The 14969-nt window shown below is 59.2% G+C and carries 15 protein-coding genes; 14 read left to right on the top strand and 1 reads right to left on the bottom strand.

All coding sequences use genetic code 11. The features are described 5' to 3' along the window. Positions 1 to 69 precede the first annotated feature (69 nt). On the top strand, positions 70 to 327 hold the full coding sequence (xseB, locus tag LPW13_RS00660) for an exodeoxyribonuclease VII small subunit (RefSeq protein WP_230437527.1): 258 nt from the start codon (positions 70 to 72) through the stop codon (positions 325 to 327). Between the two features lie 24 nt (positions 328 to 351). Next, positions 352 to 1251 carry a polyprenyl synthetase family protein gene (locus LPW13_RS00655; protein WP_230439228.1) on the top strand — a complete coding sequence of 300 codons (900 nt, stop codon included), beginning with the start codon at positions 352 to 354 and terminating at the stop codon, positions 1249 to 1251. A 70-nt stretch (positions 1252 to 1321) separates the two neighbouring features. Here LPW13_RS00655 and LPW13_RS00650 read toward each other — a convergent pair whose 3' ends face one another. After that, complete coding sequence (locus tag LPW13_RS00650; protein WP_230437526.1) at positions 1322 to 2047, bottom strand: response regulator; 726 nt, start codon at positions 2045 to 2047, stop codon at positions 1322 to 1324. A gap of 231 nt (positions 2048 to 2278) precedes the next feature. Between LPW13_RS00650 and LPW13_RS00645 the strand changes: the two genes are divergently transcribed. From LPW13_RS00645 to LPW13_RS00590, 12 genes are all read left to right on the top strand, one after another. Then, positions 2279 to 2698 carry a Rap1a/Tai family immunity protein gene (locus LPW13_RS00645; protein ID WP_230437525.1) on the top strand — a complete coding sequence of 140 codons (420 nt, stop codon included), beginning with the start codon at positions 2279 to 2281 and terminating at the stop codon, positions 2696 to 2698. A 75-nt stretch (positions 2699 to 2773) separates the two neighbouring features. Beyond that, positions 2774 to 3349 carry a Na+/H+ antiporter subunit E gene (locus tag LPW13_RS00640; protein ID WP_230437524.1) on the top strand — a complete coding sequence of 192 codons (576 nt, stop codon included), beginning with the start codon at positions 2774 to 2776 and terminating at the stop codon, positions 3347 to 3349. After that, positions 3343 to 3627, top strand: coding sequence for a monovalent cation/H+ antiporter complex subunit F (locus LPW13_RS00635; RefSeq protein WP_230437523.1), 285 nt, complete (start codon positions 3343 to 3345; stop codon positions 3625 to 3627). Before LPW13_RS00640 ends, LPW13_RS00635 begins: the two co-directional genes overlap by 7 nt. Continuing rightward, positions 3620 to 3955 (top strand): monovalent cation/H(+) antiporter subunit G, encoded by a 336-nt coding sequence (mnhG, locus tag LPW13_RS00630; RefSeq protein WP_230437522.1) that lies wholly within the window; start codon positions 3620 to 3622, stop codon positions 3953 to 3955. Before LPW13_RS00635 ends, mnhG begins: the two co-directional genes overlap by 8 nt. Then, positions 3955 to 5034: a DUF4040 domain-containing protein gene (locus LPW13_RS00625; RefSeq protein ID WP_230439227.1), complete on the top strand. Its 1080-nt coding sequence runs from the start codon at positions 3955 to 3957 to the stop codon at positions 5032 to 5034. Before mnhG ends, LPW13_RS00625 begins: the two co-directional genes overlap by 1 nt. A 1-nt stretch (position 5035) precedes the next feature. Continuing rightward, positions 5036 to 5452 carry a cation:proton antiporter subunit C gene (locus LPW13_RS00620; protein WP_230437521.1) on the top strand — a complete coding sequence of 139 codons (417 nt, stop codon included), beginning with the start codon at positions 5036 to 5038 and terminating at the stop codon, positions 5450 to 5452. A 1-nt stretch (position 5453) separates the two neighbouring features. After that, complete coding sequence (locus LPW13_RS00615) at positions 5454 to 6944, top strand: monovalent cation/H+ antiporter subunit D family protein (RefSeq protein WP_230437520.1); 1491 nt, start codon at positions 5454 to 5456, stop codon at positions 6942 to 6944. Then, complete coding sequence (locus tag LPW13_RS00610; protein ID WP_230437519.1) at positions 6941 to 8416, top strand: proton-conducting transporter transmembrane domain-containing protein; 1476 nt, start codon at positions 6941 to 6943, stop codon at positions 8414 to 8416. Before LPW13_RS00615 ends, LPW13_RS00610 begins: the two co-directional genes overlap by 4 nt. 1 nt (position 8417) lies before the next feature. Then, positions 8418 to 8750, top strand: a complete 333-nt coding sequence (locus tag LPW13_RS00605) for a hypothetical protein (protein WP_230437518.1) — start codon at positions 8418 to 8420, stop codon at positions 8748 to 8750. Beyond that, on the top strand, positions 8743 to 10470 hold the full coding sequence (locus tag LPW13_RS00600; protein WP_230437517.1) for a Na(+)/H(+) antiporter subunit D: 1728 nt from the start codon (positions 8743 to 8745) through the stop codon (positions 10468 to 10470). Before LPW13_RS00605 ends, LPW13_RS00600 begins: the two co-directional genes overlap by 8 nt. A 188-nt stretch (positions 10471 to 10658) precedes the next feature. Further along, positions 10659 to 12590 (top strand): 1-deoxy-D-xylulose-5-phosphate synthase, encoded by a 1932-nt coding sequence (gene dxs, locus LPW13_RS00595; RefSeq protein WP_230437516.1) that lies wholly within the window; start codon positions 10659 to 10661, stop codon positions 12588 to 12590. Between the two features lie 422 nt (positions 12591 to 13012). After that, entirely contained in the window at positions 13013 to 14896 is a 1884-nt protein-coding gene (locus LPW13_RS00590; protein ID WP_230437515.1) for a DUF885 domain-containing protein, read from the top strand. Positions 14897 to 14969: the final 73 nt, after the last annotated feature.

Genomic DNA, 14969 nt, shown 5'->3' with positions numbered 1-14969 from the left:
GGCTCCCCTAAGAAGTAGGTTCCCTTAAGTAAGTAGGCTCCCGTAGAGTCACGGTGAAGAGGCACGGTCATGGCAGCAAAGAAGAAAGCGGCAACCTTCGAAAGCGCACTGGAAGAGCTGGAACAGCTGGTAGAGCGCCTGGAAAGTGGCGATCTCCCCCTGGATGAGGCACTGGCGGACTTTGAGCGCGGGGTCAAACTGACCCGGGAGTGTCAGAAGAAACTGGCCAACGCCGAGCAGAAAGTGAAAATATTGATGGAGGAGAATGGCCAGGTGCAGGAGCTGCCCTTCGATACCGATGAAGACCTTACCGGAGATGCCGGGTAAGTGAGCACTTCCACAACTGCGGCCATGCCCGCTGGCCTGCAGGACTTCCTGCGCGCCACCTCTGCGCGGGTGGAACACACCCTGAAAGTTGCCCTCGCGGACCACTCCCCGGCGGAAACGCTGCTCGAGGCAATGAATTATGCCGCCCTCGGTCCCGGCAAGCGCCTGCGCCCCGCGCTGGTTTACGCCAGTGCCAGCGCGCTGGCGGGCTACGATATCCTGCCCAAATGTGATCGCGCGGCGGCGGCACTGGAATGTATTCACGCCTATTCCCTGGTCCACGATGACCTGCCGGCAATGGACGACGACGACCTGCGCCGCGGGCGTCCAACCTGTCATATCCAGTTTGATGAAGCGACGGCGATTCTCGCCGGTGATGCGCTGCAGACCCAGGCATTTGAATTACTGGTGGCGGCACCGCTGGATGCGGACCTGCGTCTGCGCCTGATCGGTGAGCTGGCGAAGGCTTCCGGTGCCCGCGGGATGGTGGCGGGACAAGCGGTAGATCTTGCGGCGGTGGACCGCGCCCTGTCACTGGAAGAGCTGAGACGGATGCATCGCCTGAAGACCGGCGCCCTGATTACCGCCAGTGCGCGCATCGGTGCACAGATCGGTGGCGCGACGATTCCTCAGCTGGATGCGATCACCCGCTATGCGGAGGCGATCGGGCTGGCCTTTCAGGTACAGGATGACATTCTGGATGTGATTGCGGATACCCGGGTGCTGGGCAAGGCCCAGGGTGCGGATGCCGCCCGCAACAAACCGACCTATGTGTCGCTGCTGGGGCTGGAAGGGGCCCGGGACAAGGCGCGGGAACTGCATGAGGAAGCCAGCCGGGCGCTGGATAGAATCGCCGCCGGCGGTGCGGTGGATGTTCAGGTGCTGCAGCAGCTCGCGGACTATGTGGTGGCTCGTACCCACTGATTATTATTGAATTGCTCTCTGTGGCGGTGCCGCTACCGGGTGGGGCCTTCGCCCCAACTGCTATTGCCAATTACTCAGCCTCAACGCCATACGTAAAGATATACCCGGTACCCCAGGCGGTCTTGATGATCTCCGGGTGCTTGGCATCGTCCCCCAACTTGCGCCGCAGGCGGCTGACATGGGAGTCGATGCTGCGGTCGAACGGGAAGCTTTCACGCCCTTTGGTCAGGTCCAGCAAACGATCCCGGGACAGGGGTTCCTGGGGGAACTGGACGAAGGCGAGCAGCAATTCACTTTCGCTGGAAGAGAGCGGTATCGCATTGCCCCCGGGTGCGGTCAGCTCCATCTGTGCGGGGCAGAAGGTCCAATCGGCGAAGCGGTATCGTCCGGTCTTGCCGCTGTGTGACGCGCGCTGGGCCCGGCGCAATACAGCCTTTACCCGCGCCAGCATCTCGCGCTGGCTGAAGGGTTTGACGATGTAATCATCCGCGCCCAGCTCCAGCCCCACCACACGATCCACTTCATCGCCCTTGCTGGAGACAAAGATCACCGGCGGCGCGGTGTCGTCGCTGCACAGGTGGCGGCACACTTCAAATCCGTCGGCTCCCGGCAACGCAGCTTCCATCAGGATCAGGTCCACAGTGTGCCCAGCCAGGTGGCTGAGCAGCTGCTCCCCGGCATTCAGTAAAGTGACTTCGAAGCCTTCTCCCTCGAGGAGGGCCACTAGCTGGTCTCCCGCCTCCGGGTCACCGTCAACAACGAGTACTCGGGCCTTCGGCGCCCCGGCTGATTCCATTCGACACCTGTTGTTTGTTCATTAAAACCAATTACCCGCCATTTGTGCAAAATTCACACTAACGCACACACTTTTTCACATTTTTAGCAATCTTCCGCACAACTTAAGTGCCAAAGTAAATGGAAAACTAAAAACTCACAACAAAACGATAATAACAATGTCGAGAAAATAGCTATGCAGAGAATAAGAAGCGTCCTGTGTTCCGCCCTCGTACCTGCAGCTTTTGCTGCGATGACCGTAGTCATCCCAACGGTCGCAATGGAGCCACTGACCGCGCCGGAACTGGTGGCGGCCTGCAAGGCGTATCAGGCAGGTGGAGCATCAAAAACAAATACGGAAAATGCTGGAGCATCCAGTTGCAAGGGATTCATTCAGGGGTACGTTTCTGCCAGCACCGAAATTGTGGACGAGGAAGACCGTCCATCGGCATTTGTTACCCGCGCCATGCGCACCCGCACCAGCCGTTTTTCAGAAGAAGCCGAGCAGCGGCTCAGCAGCCGTTACTGTCTGCCTAAATCCGAGTCCGTTGATGTCCTGATTGCCAAGGTGGCAAATATTTCGCAGCCGTTTGCAGAAAATGAAACGGCCGAGTCCGTGATCGTCCAGGTACTGGAAAGCCATTACCGCTGCGAGGACGTTTTGAAAAAGTAACCTTTTGGCTTGGTTCTGCCATTTGTTGTAAGCAACACTGCCGGTATTCCGGTTTAGGCTGAGTAGTATCCATTCATGCGTTACACCCTGTGTCTTGTAGCCGTTCTGGCATTTATCTGGCTGGCCAACTCCGGCCATTACACACCCCTGATTCTGGGCTTTGGCCTGCTTTCGGTGTTTTTCGTGGTGTTGGTCGCACGGCGAATGAAACTGGTCGATGGTGAATCCCTGCCGCTGCAACTGTGGTCCACCCTGCCCACTTATTATCTATGGCTGTTCAAAAAGATTGTCGCGAGCAATCTTGAAGTCACCCGGTGCGTGTGGAGCGGACTGCTTCCCGGAACGGGTTCCATTGAACAATCCATCACTCCCGCCAGCGCGCGCTTGCCCACCGTACTGCGTACGGATCTTGGGAAGGCTATGTACGCAAACTCCATTACCCTGACCCCCGGCACCGTGGCGATCGATATCGACGGTTCGTCGGTACTGGTGCACGCACTTACCGGGGACGGTCTGGCTGAGTTGCGCGAGGGTGAGATGGAGCGACGGGTCAAACGGCTGACCGAGGAAGAGTTATCGGAGCAGTCCCCCCCGGAAGACCAGCGCGAACAACAACGTCAGGAACCGTTTGAGCAGGAGACAACATGCTGAGTGCGACACTGATTGCTTTGTTGGCAGTGATGGCGCTGGCGTTGGTACGGGCGGTACTCGGCCCCAGCATTCACGACCGGATTCTCGCAGTCAACATGTTTGGCACCAAAACGGTCCTGCTGATTGCCGTGATCTGTTTCACTCTCGGCAAGCCGGAATTTCTCGATATTGCTCTGGTTTACGCGTTGATCAATTTCATCAGTGTGATCGGTGTGCTGCGTTATTTTGAGTTCCGCACCCGGGTAACCGACCGCACAGCGGAGGTGAGCGGTGATTGATTCAATTATCTCGATGCTCAGCGGACTGCTACTCGCACTGGGCTGTTTTTTCATGCTGACCGGGGCTATCGGCGTATTGCGTTTTCCGGATTTTTATTCGCGCATGCACGCGGCGGGTGTGACCGATACCCTGGCCACCTTCCTGACCATCAGCGGCCTGATGCTGGTGGCCGGCTGGAGCCTGGCGCTGTTCAAGCTCGGGCTTATCCTGCTGTTTATTTTCTTTACCAGCCCCACTGCCAGCCACGCTCTGGCTCGCTCCGCGCAACACTGCGACTTGAAGTTACCGCGGAAAGGCGATCAACCTACAATCACGGAGTGCGATTGATGGAGCTGTTACTGGATATCGCACTACTGGCTATGCTTCTGATCACCGCAGTGTCGATTGCGTGGATCAAAGACCTGCTTGCAGCCGCGATGCTGGCCGGTATTTACGGCCTTCTGTCGGCGGGTTTTTTCATGACCATGGGTGCCGTGGATGTGGCCTTTACCGAGGCCGCGGTGGGCGCCGGTATTTCTCCGCTGCTGATCATGCTGACTCTGGCCCTGTGCGGCAGATATCAGCGCGGCGATGCCAAACGAGCCATGCTGACACTGCTACTGGTGATTCCGGTGGGCGCGCTGTTGATGGTCGCCACCCACGATATGCCCGCGTTCGGTGCCGCCGACGCACCGGCGCAACTGCATGTGGCACCGCACTATATTCGCCAGTCGATGGCGGAGATCGGCATCCCCAATATCGTCACCTCGGTGTTGGCCAGCTATCGTGGTTTCGATACTCTGGGGGAAGTTGTGGTGATTTTCACCGCCGGTCTCGGTGTGCTTTCCCTTTTACAAACCTCACAGCACGCTGGCTCTCCAGCCTTGCAAACAATACCAGCAGCATCCGCCGCACAATCGCGGGATATTGTGCTGCGCGTGGTCGCCAAGGTATTGATCGCACCAATCATGCTGTATGCGCTGTATGTGCAATTCCACGGCGAATACGGCCCCGGCGGTGGCTTTCAAGCGGGGGTGATTTTTGCGGTGGGATTCATTCTGTATGGTCTGGCGTTCGGCCTCGACGCGGTGACCCGCGTGGCCAGCCACGGCCTGGTGCAGTTTCTGTCTGCCGTCGGTGTGTTGATATACGGCAGCGTTGGCCTGTTGAGCCTGGCCAACGGCAAAAATTTCCTGGATTACAGCGCGCTGGCGAGCGATCCCATCGGCGGGCAGCACATCGGCATCATTGCCATCGAACTCGGGGTTGGTATTACCGTCGCTTCGGTGATGATCATGGTGTTCTATCTGTTTTCCGCACAAATGCGTCAAAGCGCTCAAGACGTACCCGCGGCGGCAAGCGGCCAAAGAGAGACGCTTACACCGATCACTGTCGACACGCCTTCCATAGAACAGGGGGCCGGATAAGGTGTTACTGGCATCGCACTACAATTACTGGATTGTGATCGCGCTGATGATGATCGGCCTGTATATGGTCATTGCCCAGGGCAATCTGGTGAAAAAAATCATCGGCCTGAATATCTTCCAGACTTCTGTTTTTATTTTTTATATCAGTGTTGGCAAGGTGAATGGCGCCGCTGCGCCCATCCTGTCCGAAAGCGACAGTCTCTACTCCAATCCCCTGCCCCACGTTTTGATCCTGACCGCAATCGTGGTGGGCATTGCCACCACCGCACTGGCACTGGCGCTGACAATTCGCATCAAACGCGCCTACGGTTCCATCGAAGAACGCGATATCCAGGTCGCAGAAGATCTGCACGAGCGCGCGCTGACACCGCCGCGTAGCGGGCAGCACGACGGCCGGCAAGAAAGGAAGGAGCAATAACATGCTGGCGCACCTCCCGATTCTTCAGGTGATTCTGCCACTGGTGGCGGCCCCCTCATGTCTGATTATCCGCAAATCCACCTTGGTATGGCTGTTCACACTGCTGGTCAGCTTTGCCGCGATGACCGTCAGCGTTCTGTTGCTGCAACAGGTCTATGCGGGCGGCCCCATCAGCTATCAGCTCGGGGGATGGAACGCGCCCTGGGGGATCGAATACCGTATCGACCTGCTCAACGCCTGGGTGCTGTTTATCGTATCCGCACTCAGCAGTATCGTTTTGACGGCCGCCCACGCCAGTGTGTCAAAAGAGCTGGAGCACAACCGCCAGACCATTTTCTACACCCTGTATCTGCTGTGCTTTGCCGGATTGCTGGGGATCGTCGCCACCGGCGATGTATTCAATGTGTTTGTGTTCCTGGAGATTTCTTCCCTGTCCACATATGCACTGATTGCGCTGGGCAAAGACCGGCGCGCACTGTGGGCGGCTTTCCAGTACCTGATCATGGGGACCATCGGTGCCACGTTTATTCTGATCGGGATCGGTTTTCTCTATATGATGACCGGCACCCTGAATATGGCGGACCTGGCCGCGCGCATTCCCGCCCTCAGTGAGTCCACCACGGTGCTTGCGGCATTTGCCTTTATTTTTATCGGCATCTGCCTCAAGCTCGCACTCTTTCCGCTGCATCTGTGGCTGCCCAATGCCTACAGCTGTGCGCCGTCCATCGTCACCGCCTTTCTCGCCGCCACCGCCACCAAGGTTGCGCTGTATCTGTTATTGCGATTCACCTTCACGGTATTCGGGGTGGATTTCTCACTGTCGCACCTGCCGCTGGATACACTGCTGATCGGGCTCGGGCTGGTGGGCGTGTTTGCCGCTTCCGCGGTGGCCATCTACCAGGCCAATATCAAACGCATGCTGGCGTTTTCCAGCTTGGCGCAGGTGGGTTATATGGTGGTGGGGATCGGTATCGGCACCGCCACGGCACTACAGGCGACCCTGCTGCACCTGTTCAATCACGCACTGATGAAAGGCGGGCTGTTTCTGGCCCTGGCGGGGCTGGTGTATCAGCTGGGCGGTTGCCGGATCGAACATTTCCGCGGCCTCGGGCGCACCATGCCGTGGACCATGGCGGCGATTGTGGTCGGCGGTGTCAGCCTGATCGGCATGCCACTTACCGTGGGTTTTGTCAGCAAATGGTATCTGATTGCCGCCGCCCTGGAGCAACAGCTTTGGTGGGTTGCGGTACTGGTGGTACTGGGGTCACTGCTCGCAGTAGCCTATATCTGGCGGTTGGTGGAAGCGGCCTACTTCCAGGCCCCGGACAACGCCAGGCCCAAAAACGACACCTCCAATGAAGCCCCGCCGGGTATCCTGTTGCCGGCCTGGCTGCTGATTGCGGCCAACATTTATTTCGGTATCGATACCCGCCTGCCGGTCGAAGTGACCTCTGCAGCCTCGCAATTTCTGCTAGGAGGCGCTGCACAATGAGTGATGCCAACCTGTTACAACTGAGCCTGTTGTTGCCACTGCTGGCACTGGTGGGCATCCAGTTCACTGCCCGCCGGGAAAACCTGCGCGAGGCGGTATCCCTGGTTGCCGCCAGTGCCCTGTTTGTGGTGGTCGCCCAGCTGTACCAACCGCTACTGGCAGGACAGACCATTGCCGTGCACTGGATCGATGTACTGCCCGGTCTGGCACTGGCTTTTCGGGTTGAACCGTTGGGACTGATGTTTGCGCTGGTGGCGAGCTTCCTGTGGATCGTCACCACGCTCTACGCCATCGGTTATATGCGCGGCCACGGTGAGCGGAACCAGACACGCTTTTTCAGCCTGTTTGCCCTGTCCATTGCCGCGGTGATGGGCATCGCGTTTGCCGAGAACCTGTTTACCCTGTTCGTGTTCTACGAAATCCTCACTCTGTGCACCTATCCGCTGGTGACCCATGCCGGAACCGACAAGGCCCGACAGGGTGGGCGGGTTTATCTGAGTATCCTGCTGGGGACTTCGGTGGGCTTTTTCCTGCTGGCTATTGTCGCCACCTGGCTGCTGGCGGGCACCCTGTCCTTTCAACCGGGCGGCATATTTTCGCCGGAAACTTCTGTCGCGCTGTTGTCGGTATTACTGGTGCTGTTTGTGTTCGGTGTGGGCAAGGCGGCGATCATGCCCTTCCACCGCTGGCTGCCCGCTGCCATGGTGGCACCCACGCCGGTGAGCGCACTGCTGCACGCGGTGGCGGTGGTGAAGGCCGGGGTGTTTGTGCTGCTGAAAGTCTGCCTGCTGATTTTTGGTATCGATACCCTCAAGAGCATTCCCGCCACCGAGTGGCTGCTGTATCTGGCGGGTGCCTCCATTCTGCTCGCCTCCATTGTCGCCCTGCGCCAGCAGAATCTGAAAAAGCGCCTGGCCTACTCCACCGTCAGCCAGCTGGGTTACATCACCCTGGGTGCGCTGCTGGCCACCAGCGCGGGCATGACCGGCAGTGCCCTGCATATCGTGATGCACGCCTTCGGTAAGATCACCCTGTTTTTCTGTGCGGGCGCGATTCTGGTGGCTGCACACAAGACCGAAGTGGGCGAGCTGCGCGGTCTGGGCCGACAGATGCCGGTGACCATGACTGCGTTTTTTGTCGCCAGCCTGTGCATTATCGGCATCCCGCCGACGGGCGGCACCTGGAGCAAGTGGTACCTGATGCTGGGCACTTTCGAGGCCGAACAGTGGATCCTGATGGCATTGCTGATGGTGAGCTCCCTGTTGAGCATCGCCTACCTGCTGCCGATTCCACTGCGGGCATTTTTCTCGCGTAATCCGGATCTGCAGAATACGCCGACAAGCGACGGGGCCACGGTCATCAAGGAGGCTCCGCTGCCGTCCCTGATTGCCCTCGGCGTGACCGCTGCGGGCTGTATTTATCTGTTGCTGTTCCCCAATGCGTTTTACCAGTTGATCAAGGCCGGAATCTGATATGAGTGGCGAAAAACAGGCATTCTTTGATAACCCGGACAACATCCGACGCATGCTGCGCGTGTTTTACGGCCTCTGCATCTTGCTCGTCGCACTGGATTTTATGGTGCACCGCCATACCGAATTCCGCTGGGAGGGCCTGCCGGGGTTTTATCCTGTCTACGGTTTTGTGGGCTGTGTGATTCTGGTGTTTGCCGCAAAGTGGATGCGCACTTTCCTGATGCGCCCGGAGGACTATTACGATCAACGGGAACTGAGTGACTCCGCCGGCGACCGCGAAACACCGCATCAGGCCCCGGTAACGCCAGTAAAGGGAGGCAGTGCGGATGTTTGAGGTAGCACCGTTTATCCCGTTCTTTATCGCCGCCGCGCTGGGCTTGTTTCTGCGCGGCTGGGCACGGTCGCTGTTATTTATTGCCGTGCCGGTTCTGGGACTTGTAAACCTGTGGCTACTGGGATCGGGAAACTCCAGCGCCGAATCCGGCCTCTACTTCGGCCATTACGGGATTCTCGATTTCAATTTAGTCCTGTTTAAAGCCGACAAGCTGAGCCTGCTGTTCGGTTACCTGTTCCATGTCGCCGCGCTGATTGCGGTGATTTACGCCCTGCACGTACGCGATACCCTGCAACAGGTGGCGAGCTTACTGTATGCGGGCAGTGCCCTGGGGGCCGTGTTCGCCGGCGACCTGCTGACGCTGTTTATTTTCTGGGAGCTGCTGGCGCTGACCTCGGTGTTCCTGGTGTGGGCGCGGCGCAATGACCGCGCCTATGCGGCAGGGTTGCGCTATTTCACCCTGCATATCCTGTCCGGGCTGCTGTTGCTGGGCGGGATCATTTTCTACAGCCAGGTCCACAGCTCGCTGGCATTCGGTTTTATCGGCCTCGAGGGCAGCCCGCTCGACAATCCCGCCGGCTGGCTGATCTTCCTCGCCTTCGGCATCAAGTGTGGCTTCCCCTTCTTCCACGGCTGGCTCACCGACGCCTACCCGGAATCCACCCCCACCGGCACCATATTCCTGAGCGCGTTCACCACCAAGGTGGCCATCTACGCCATGGCCCGCGCCTTTCCCGGTACCGAACTACTGGTCTATATCGGCGCCACCATGGCCTGCTTCCCGATCTTTTACGCGGTGATCGAGAACGACCTGCGCCGGGTGCTGGCCTACAGCCTGATCAACCAGCTGGGCTTTATGGTGGTGGGGATCGGTATCGGCACCTCGCTGGCGATCAATGGCGCCGTGGCACACGCCTTCAACGATGTGATCTTCAAGGGGCTGCTGTTCATGTCCATGGGCGCGGTGCTGCACGTCACCGGCAAGATCAACGGCTCCGAGCTGGGCGGGCTGTACAAGAAAATGCCCAAAACCACGGTACTGTGCATCATCGGCGCCGCGTCGATCTCCGCCTTCCCGCTGTTCAGTGGCTTTGTCAGTAAATCCATGGTGATGAGTGCAGCGATCAAGAACGGCTATGACAGCGTATGGCTGATCCTGCTGTTCGCCTCCGCCGGCGTGTTCCACCACGCGGGGATCAAGATCCCCTACTTTGCCTTCTTCGCCCATGACGCCAAGCTCCCGGCGCGGGAGCCACCAGTGAACATGCTGGTGGCCATGAGCATCGCTGCGGCCCTGTGCCTGACCGTGGGGATCTATCCCCAGGCCCTGTACAGTCTGTTGCCGTTCGAGATGGCCTACACCCCGTATGACGTCACCCATGTGCTCACCCAGTTGCAGCTGCTGTTCTTCTCTGCATTGGCGTTTGTGTGGCTCAACCTGCGCCACCTGTATCCGCCGGAGTTGCCGTCGGTGAACCTGGATGTGGACTGGATCTACCGCCGACTGCTGCCGGATGCCGTCCGCGGCCTGGCCAACCGCCTGTTCGCCCTGGACCAGCGCCTGCGCGCCGGGGCCATCCGCGGCATCGAGCGCCTGGTCGGCGGTGTGGCGGACCACCACCGCGCCGACGGCATCATGGCCCGCAACTGGCTGACCGGCAGCATGGTGGCCGGGGTGGTACTGCTATTGGGGATCTACCTGGTACTGGGAAGCCTTTGATCCCCCTACAATCGACCCGAAAGACCGCTGAGCCAGCCCAAACCGGACCGAGCGGGATGCAATATCCCGCCTGTGGGCATACAATCCCCAACATCTATCAGTTGCAATTGATACTTTGGGCCCGACGCCGCTTTTCCCCGAAAGCGGCACCCGAAACCGGGCCCGAATGCCCGAATTCAGGACCCTAGATGTTCGACCAGATACCCCGCCAGCGCCCACACACACCGCTGCTCGACCAGATCGACGACCCGGCCCAACTGCGCGCCCTGCCGGAAAAACAACTGCCAGAACTGGCAGAACAGTTGCGCGAATACCTGCTCTACTGCGTCGGCCAGACCGGTGGCCACTTCGGTGCCGGCCTCGGCGTGGTCGAGCTCACCATCGCCCTGCACTACATCTACAACACCCCGGAAGACCGCCTGGTGTGGGATGTGGGCCACCAGACTTACCCCCACAAGATCCTCACCGGCCGCCGCGAGCAGATGCTCACCATGCGCCAGCAGGGGGGCCTGTCCGGCTTTCCCAAGCGCAGCGAAAGCGCCTACGACACCTTCGGCGTGGGGCATTCCAGCACCTCCATCAGCGCCGCCCTGGGCATGGCCCTGGGGTCGCCGGACGAGCGCAGAGTGGTCGCTGTAATCGGCGATGGCGCCATGACCGCCGGCATGGCCTTCGAAGCCCTGAACCACGCCGCCCACACCGGCAAAGACATGCTGGTGGTACTGAACGACAACCGCATGTCCATCGGCCGCAACGTGGGTGGTCTGGCGACTTACTTCGCCAAAATCCTCGCCAGCAAAACCTACCTGTCCATGCGCGAAGGCAGCCGCAAGATCCTGTCCGCGATCCCCAAAGCGTGGGCACTGGCGCGACGCACCGAAGAGCACGTCAAGGGCATGATCACCCCTGGCACCCTGTTCGAGGAGCTGGGGTTCAACTACGTGGGCCCGATCGACGGCCATAACATGCACGACATGGTGCACACCCTGCGCAACCTGCGTAATCAGCGCGGCCCGCAGCTATTGCATATCGTCACCACCAAGGGCAAAGGCTTCGGCCCCGCGGAAGAAGACCCGGTGGGCTACCACGCGCTGAACAAGCTCGAGCCGGAACCCAAGGTGCAGGTGGCAGTGCCCGCCGAGAAAACACCGAAGAAAAGAAGCCCCAAATACCAGAGCATCTTCGGCCAGTGGCTGTGCGACATGGCTGAGCAGGACGACAAACTCATCGGCATCACCCCGGCCATGTGCGAAGGCTCCGGTATGGTCGATTTCGCAGAGCGCTTCCCGGAGCGCTTTCACGACGTCGCCATCGCCGAACAGCACGCGGTGACCTTGGGCGCGGGCCTCGCCTGTGAAGGTCAGAAACCGGTAGTCGCCATCTATTCCACCTTCCTGCAACGGGGCTACGACCAGCTGGTGCACGACGTGGCGATCCAGAACCTGGACGTCACCTTCGCCATCGACCGCGCCGGCCTCGTCGGCGAAGACGGCCCCACCCACGCGGGCAGCTTCGACCTCACATTTATGCGGTGTCTGCCGAACATGGTGATCGCCGCCCCCAGCGACGAAAATGAATGCCGACAGCTGCTGTACACCGCCTACCAGCATGCGGGCCCCGCTGCAGTCCGCTACCCCCGCGGCACCGGTCCCGGAGTGGAAATCGAACAGACCATGACCGAACTGCCGGTGGGCAAAGGCCGCACGGTCCGCGAAGGCAAGGACATCGCGATCCTGAACTTCGGCACCCTGCTGGCCCCGGCCCGCGAGGCGGCGGAAAAGCTGGGGGCGACCGTGGTGGATATGCGCTGGGTGAAACCGCTGGACGAGGCGTTGATCGACGAGTTGGCCGACAGTCACTCGCTGCTGGTCACCCTGGAAGAAAACACCATTGCCGGCGGTGCGGGCAGTGCGGTGGCCGAATACCTCAACCGCCGCGCCACCCCGGTTCCGCTGTTGCAGCTCGGCCTGCCGGATACCACCATTGAACACGGCAAGCACCAGAAGTTACTGGCGGAGATCGGCCTTGATGCCGAAGGTATCGAAGAGCAGATTCGCAAGCGAATTGATGCGATGTCCGAGCAAAACAAATGGGCGAACGGACAAACCGCTGCGCTTTAAAAAAGCGCCCTGATACCAGGCACAAAAACTCGAAGCGAAGGCTGGGTGGCGGGCGCGGGTTTTCAGGATCGTCGCAAACAGGATGTTTGCGCCGAAGCGCCCAGGGATGGGTTCACAGCGGTCCTGAAAACCCGCGCCCGGTGCCCAGCCGCCACTGCACTCCGAACAGAACTCCGTCACCGGACTCCGAAATCGGTAACAGTGGCGCCGGGCCACAGGGGAAGGCTTTTCGGAACCGCTCTGAATACATCCCTGTACGCTCCGTCGGCAACGTGGCCCGGCCGCTCCAGGCATTCACGGCGCCTTCGGCCCCTGTTGCCGACGGTTCCGAAAAGCCTTCCCCTGCGTCCCGCCTTCGCATTCACCATATGCGCTTCGAATCAATTTCGTTACACAAATATAAATCAGAGACAGGAAGTACGATGTCCTTTTCCACTTCGATAAAAAAAATCCTGAATCCTAAAGTGACCTGTATCGCCGCTGCGGTAATGGCCCTAAGCCTCAACACTCAGGCCATGGATCACAAAGCATTCAAGCAAGCCATGAAAGAACTGCCCAAAGGCGACGCCAGCGAACAGCTGATCGCCCTGCAGGATCTGCGTTACCGCTGGCTGATGGAAAGCTACCCCGAATCCGCCACCTATCGCGGATACCCGGGTATGGAAGAAAACTGGACCGATCAATCCAGCAAAGGCATCGAACGCCGCAAAGGCCAGGTGCGCGACCTGCTCGCCGCCAGCCGCCACCTCAACAAAAACAAACTGAATGACGACCAGCAGCTCGACTACCAACTCCTGTACCAGGACCTGCTGGAGGACGTAAAAGGTTACCAGTTCCCCGATCACCTGCTGCCCGTCAACCATATGAGCGGCATCCAGCGCAGCGTGCCCGGCGTACTCAACGCCATGCCCAAAAACAACGCCTCAGACTATGACCATATTCTCGAGCGCCTGGAAAAACTGCCCGAACTGATCGAGCAGACCCAGGGCCTGATGGAGCGCGGGCTGGAACAGAAACTGACACCACCACAGATTACCCTGCGCGATCTGCCCGGCCAGATTCGCGCGCTAATCCCCGCTGAACCCAAACAGAGCCCGTTGTTGAAAGCCTTCTACGATATGCCGGGCAGTATTTCGGCCAGCCAACAAAAACGTCTCCAGAGCCGCGCGCAGAGCATCTATGAAAAGTCCCTGAAACCCGCCTGGCAGGCATTCGCAGAATTTGTGGAGCGGGAATACGTTCCCAACGCCACCACCGAAACCGCATTTACCAAAAATACTGACGGTATCCGCTGGTATGCCCACAAGGTCGGCGAACAGACCACCACCGACCTGAGCCCGGAAGAGATTCACCGTATTGGCCTGCAAGAGGTGCGTCGAATCCGCAATGAAATGGATGCGATCATCAGGAAGACCGGCTTTGATGGCGACTTCAAAGCGTTCACGGAATTCCTGCGTACCGACCCGCAATTCTATTTTGACAGTAAAGAAGAACTACTGAAAAACTATCGGGATATCGCCAAGCGCATCGATGGCGAACTGCCCAAACTGTTCGCCACCCTCCCCCGTCTACCGTACGGAGTAAAACCGATTCCGAGCTACGCGGAAAAGTCCCAGACGACCGCTTACTACCAGCCGGGCTCTAATGAGGCGGGCCGTGCCGGGGTGTTTTATGCCAACACCTACAACCTGAAGAGCCGCCCGACATGGGAAATGGAAGCGCTGACCGTGCACGAGGCGATGCCGGGTCATCACCTGCAGATTGCACTGGCGCAGGAGCAGAAGGATATTCACCCGCTGCGTCGCAATACCATGTATACCGCGTTTGTGGAGGGCTGGGGCTTGTACTCCGAAAGCCTGGGTTACGATCTCGGACTGTATAAAGATCCCTACAACGAGTTTGGTGCACTGACCTATGATATGTGGCGTGCAGTGCGCCTGGTGGTGGACACCGGGATGCATCAGTTGGGCTGGAGCCGCGACGAGGCGATTGCGTACTTCAAGAACAACAGCGCCAAGCCGGAGCACGATATTGTGGTGGAGATCGACCGCTACCTGGTCTGGCCCGGTCAGGCACTGGCGTACAAGGTGGGGCAGATGCAAATTCAGGAAATCCGGGCGCGGGCAGAAGAGGCACTGGGAAACAACTTCAATATTCGCCAGTTCCACGACGCACTGCTGGGTGCCGGCGCTCTGCCGCTGAATGTCCTCGAGCAGCGCATGAACGGCTGGATTGACGCCCAGGGCGGGAAGATCAGTGGTGCTCCTCCTGTAGCGGAGGCGGCCGGGCAGGCAGCCTTGAACTAGTGTGGTGTAACGAACTAGTGTCTCCTCCACTAAAAAAGGCGCGGTGTTTGCACACCGCGCCTTTGTTTTACCG

The organism is Microbulbifer celer (assembly GCF_020991125.1).
In the GTDB taxonomy this organism is placed as follows: Bacteria; Pseudomonadota; Gammaproteobacteria; order Pseudomonadales; family Cellvibrionaceae; genus Microbulbifer; species Microbulbifer celer.
This window is presented reverse-complemented; position numbering and strand designations above follow the sequence as displayed.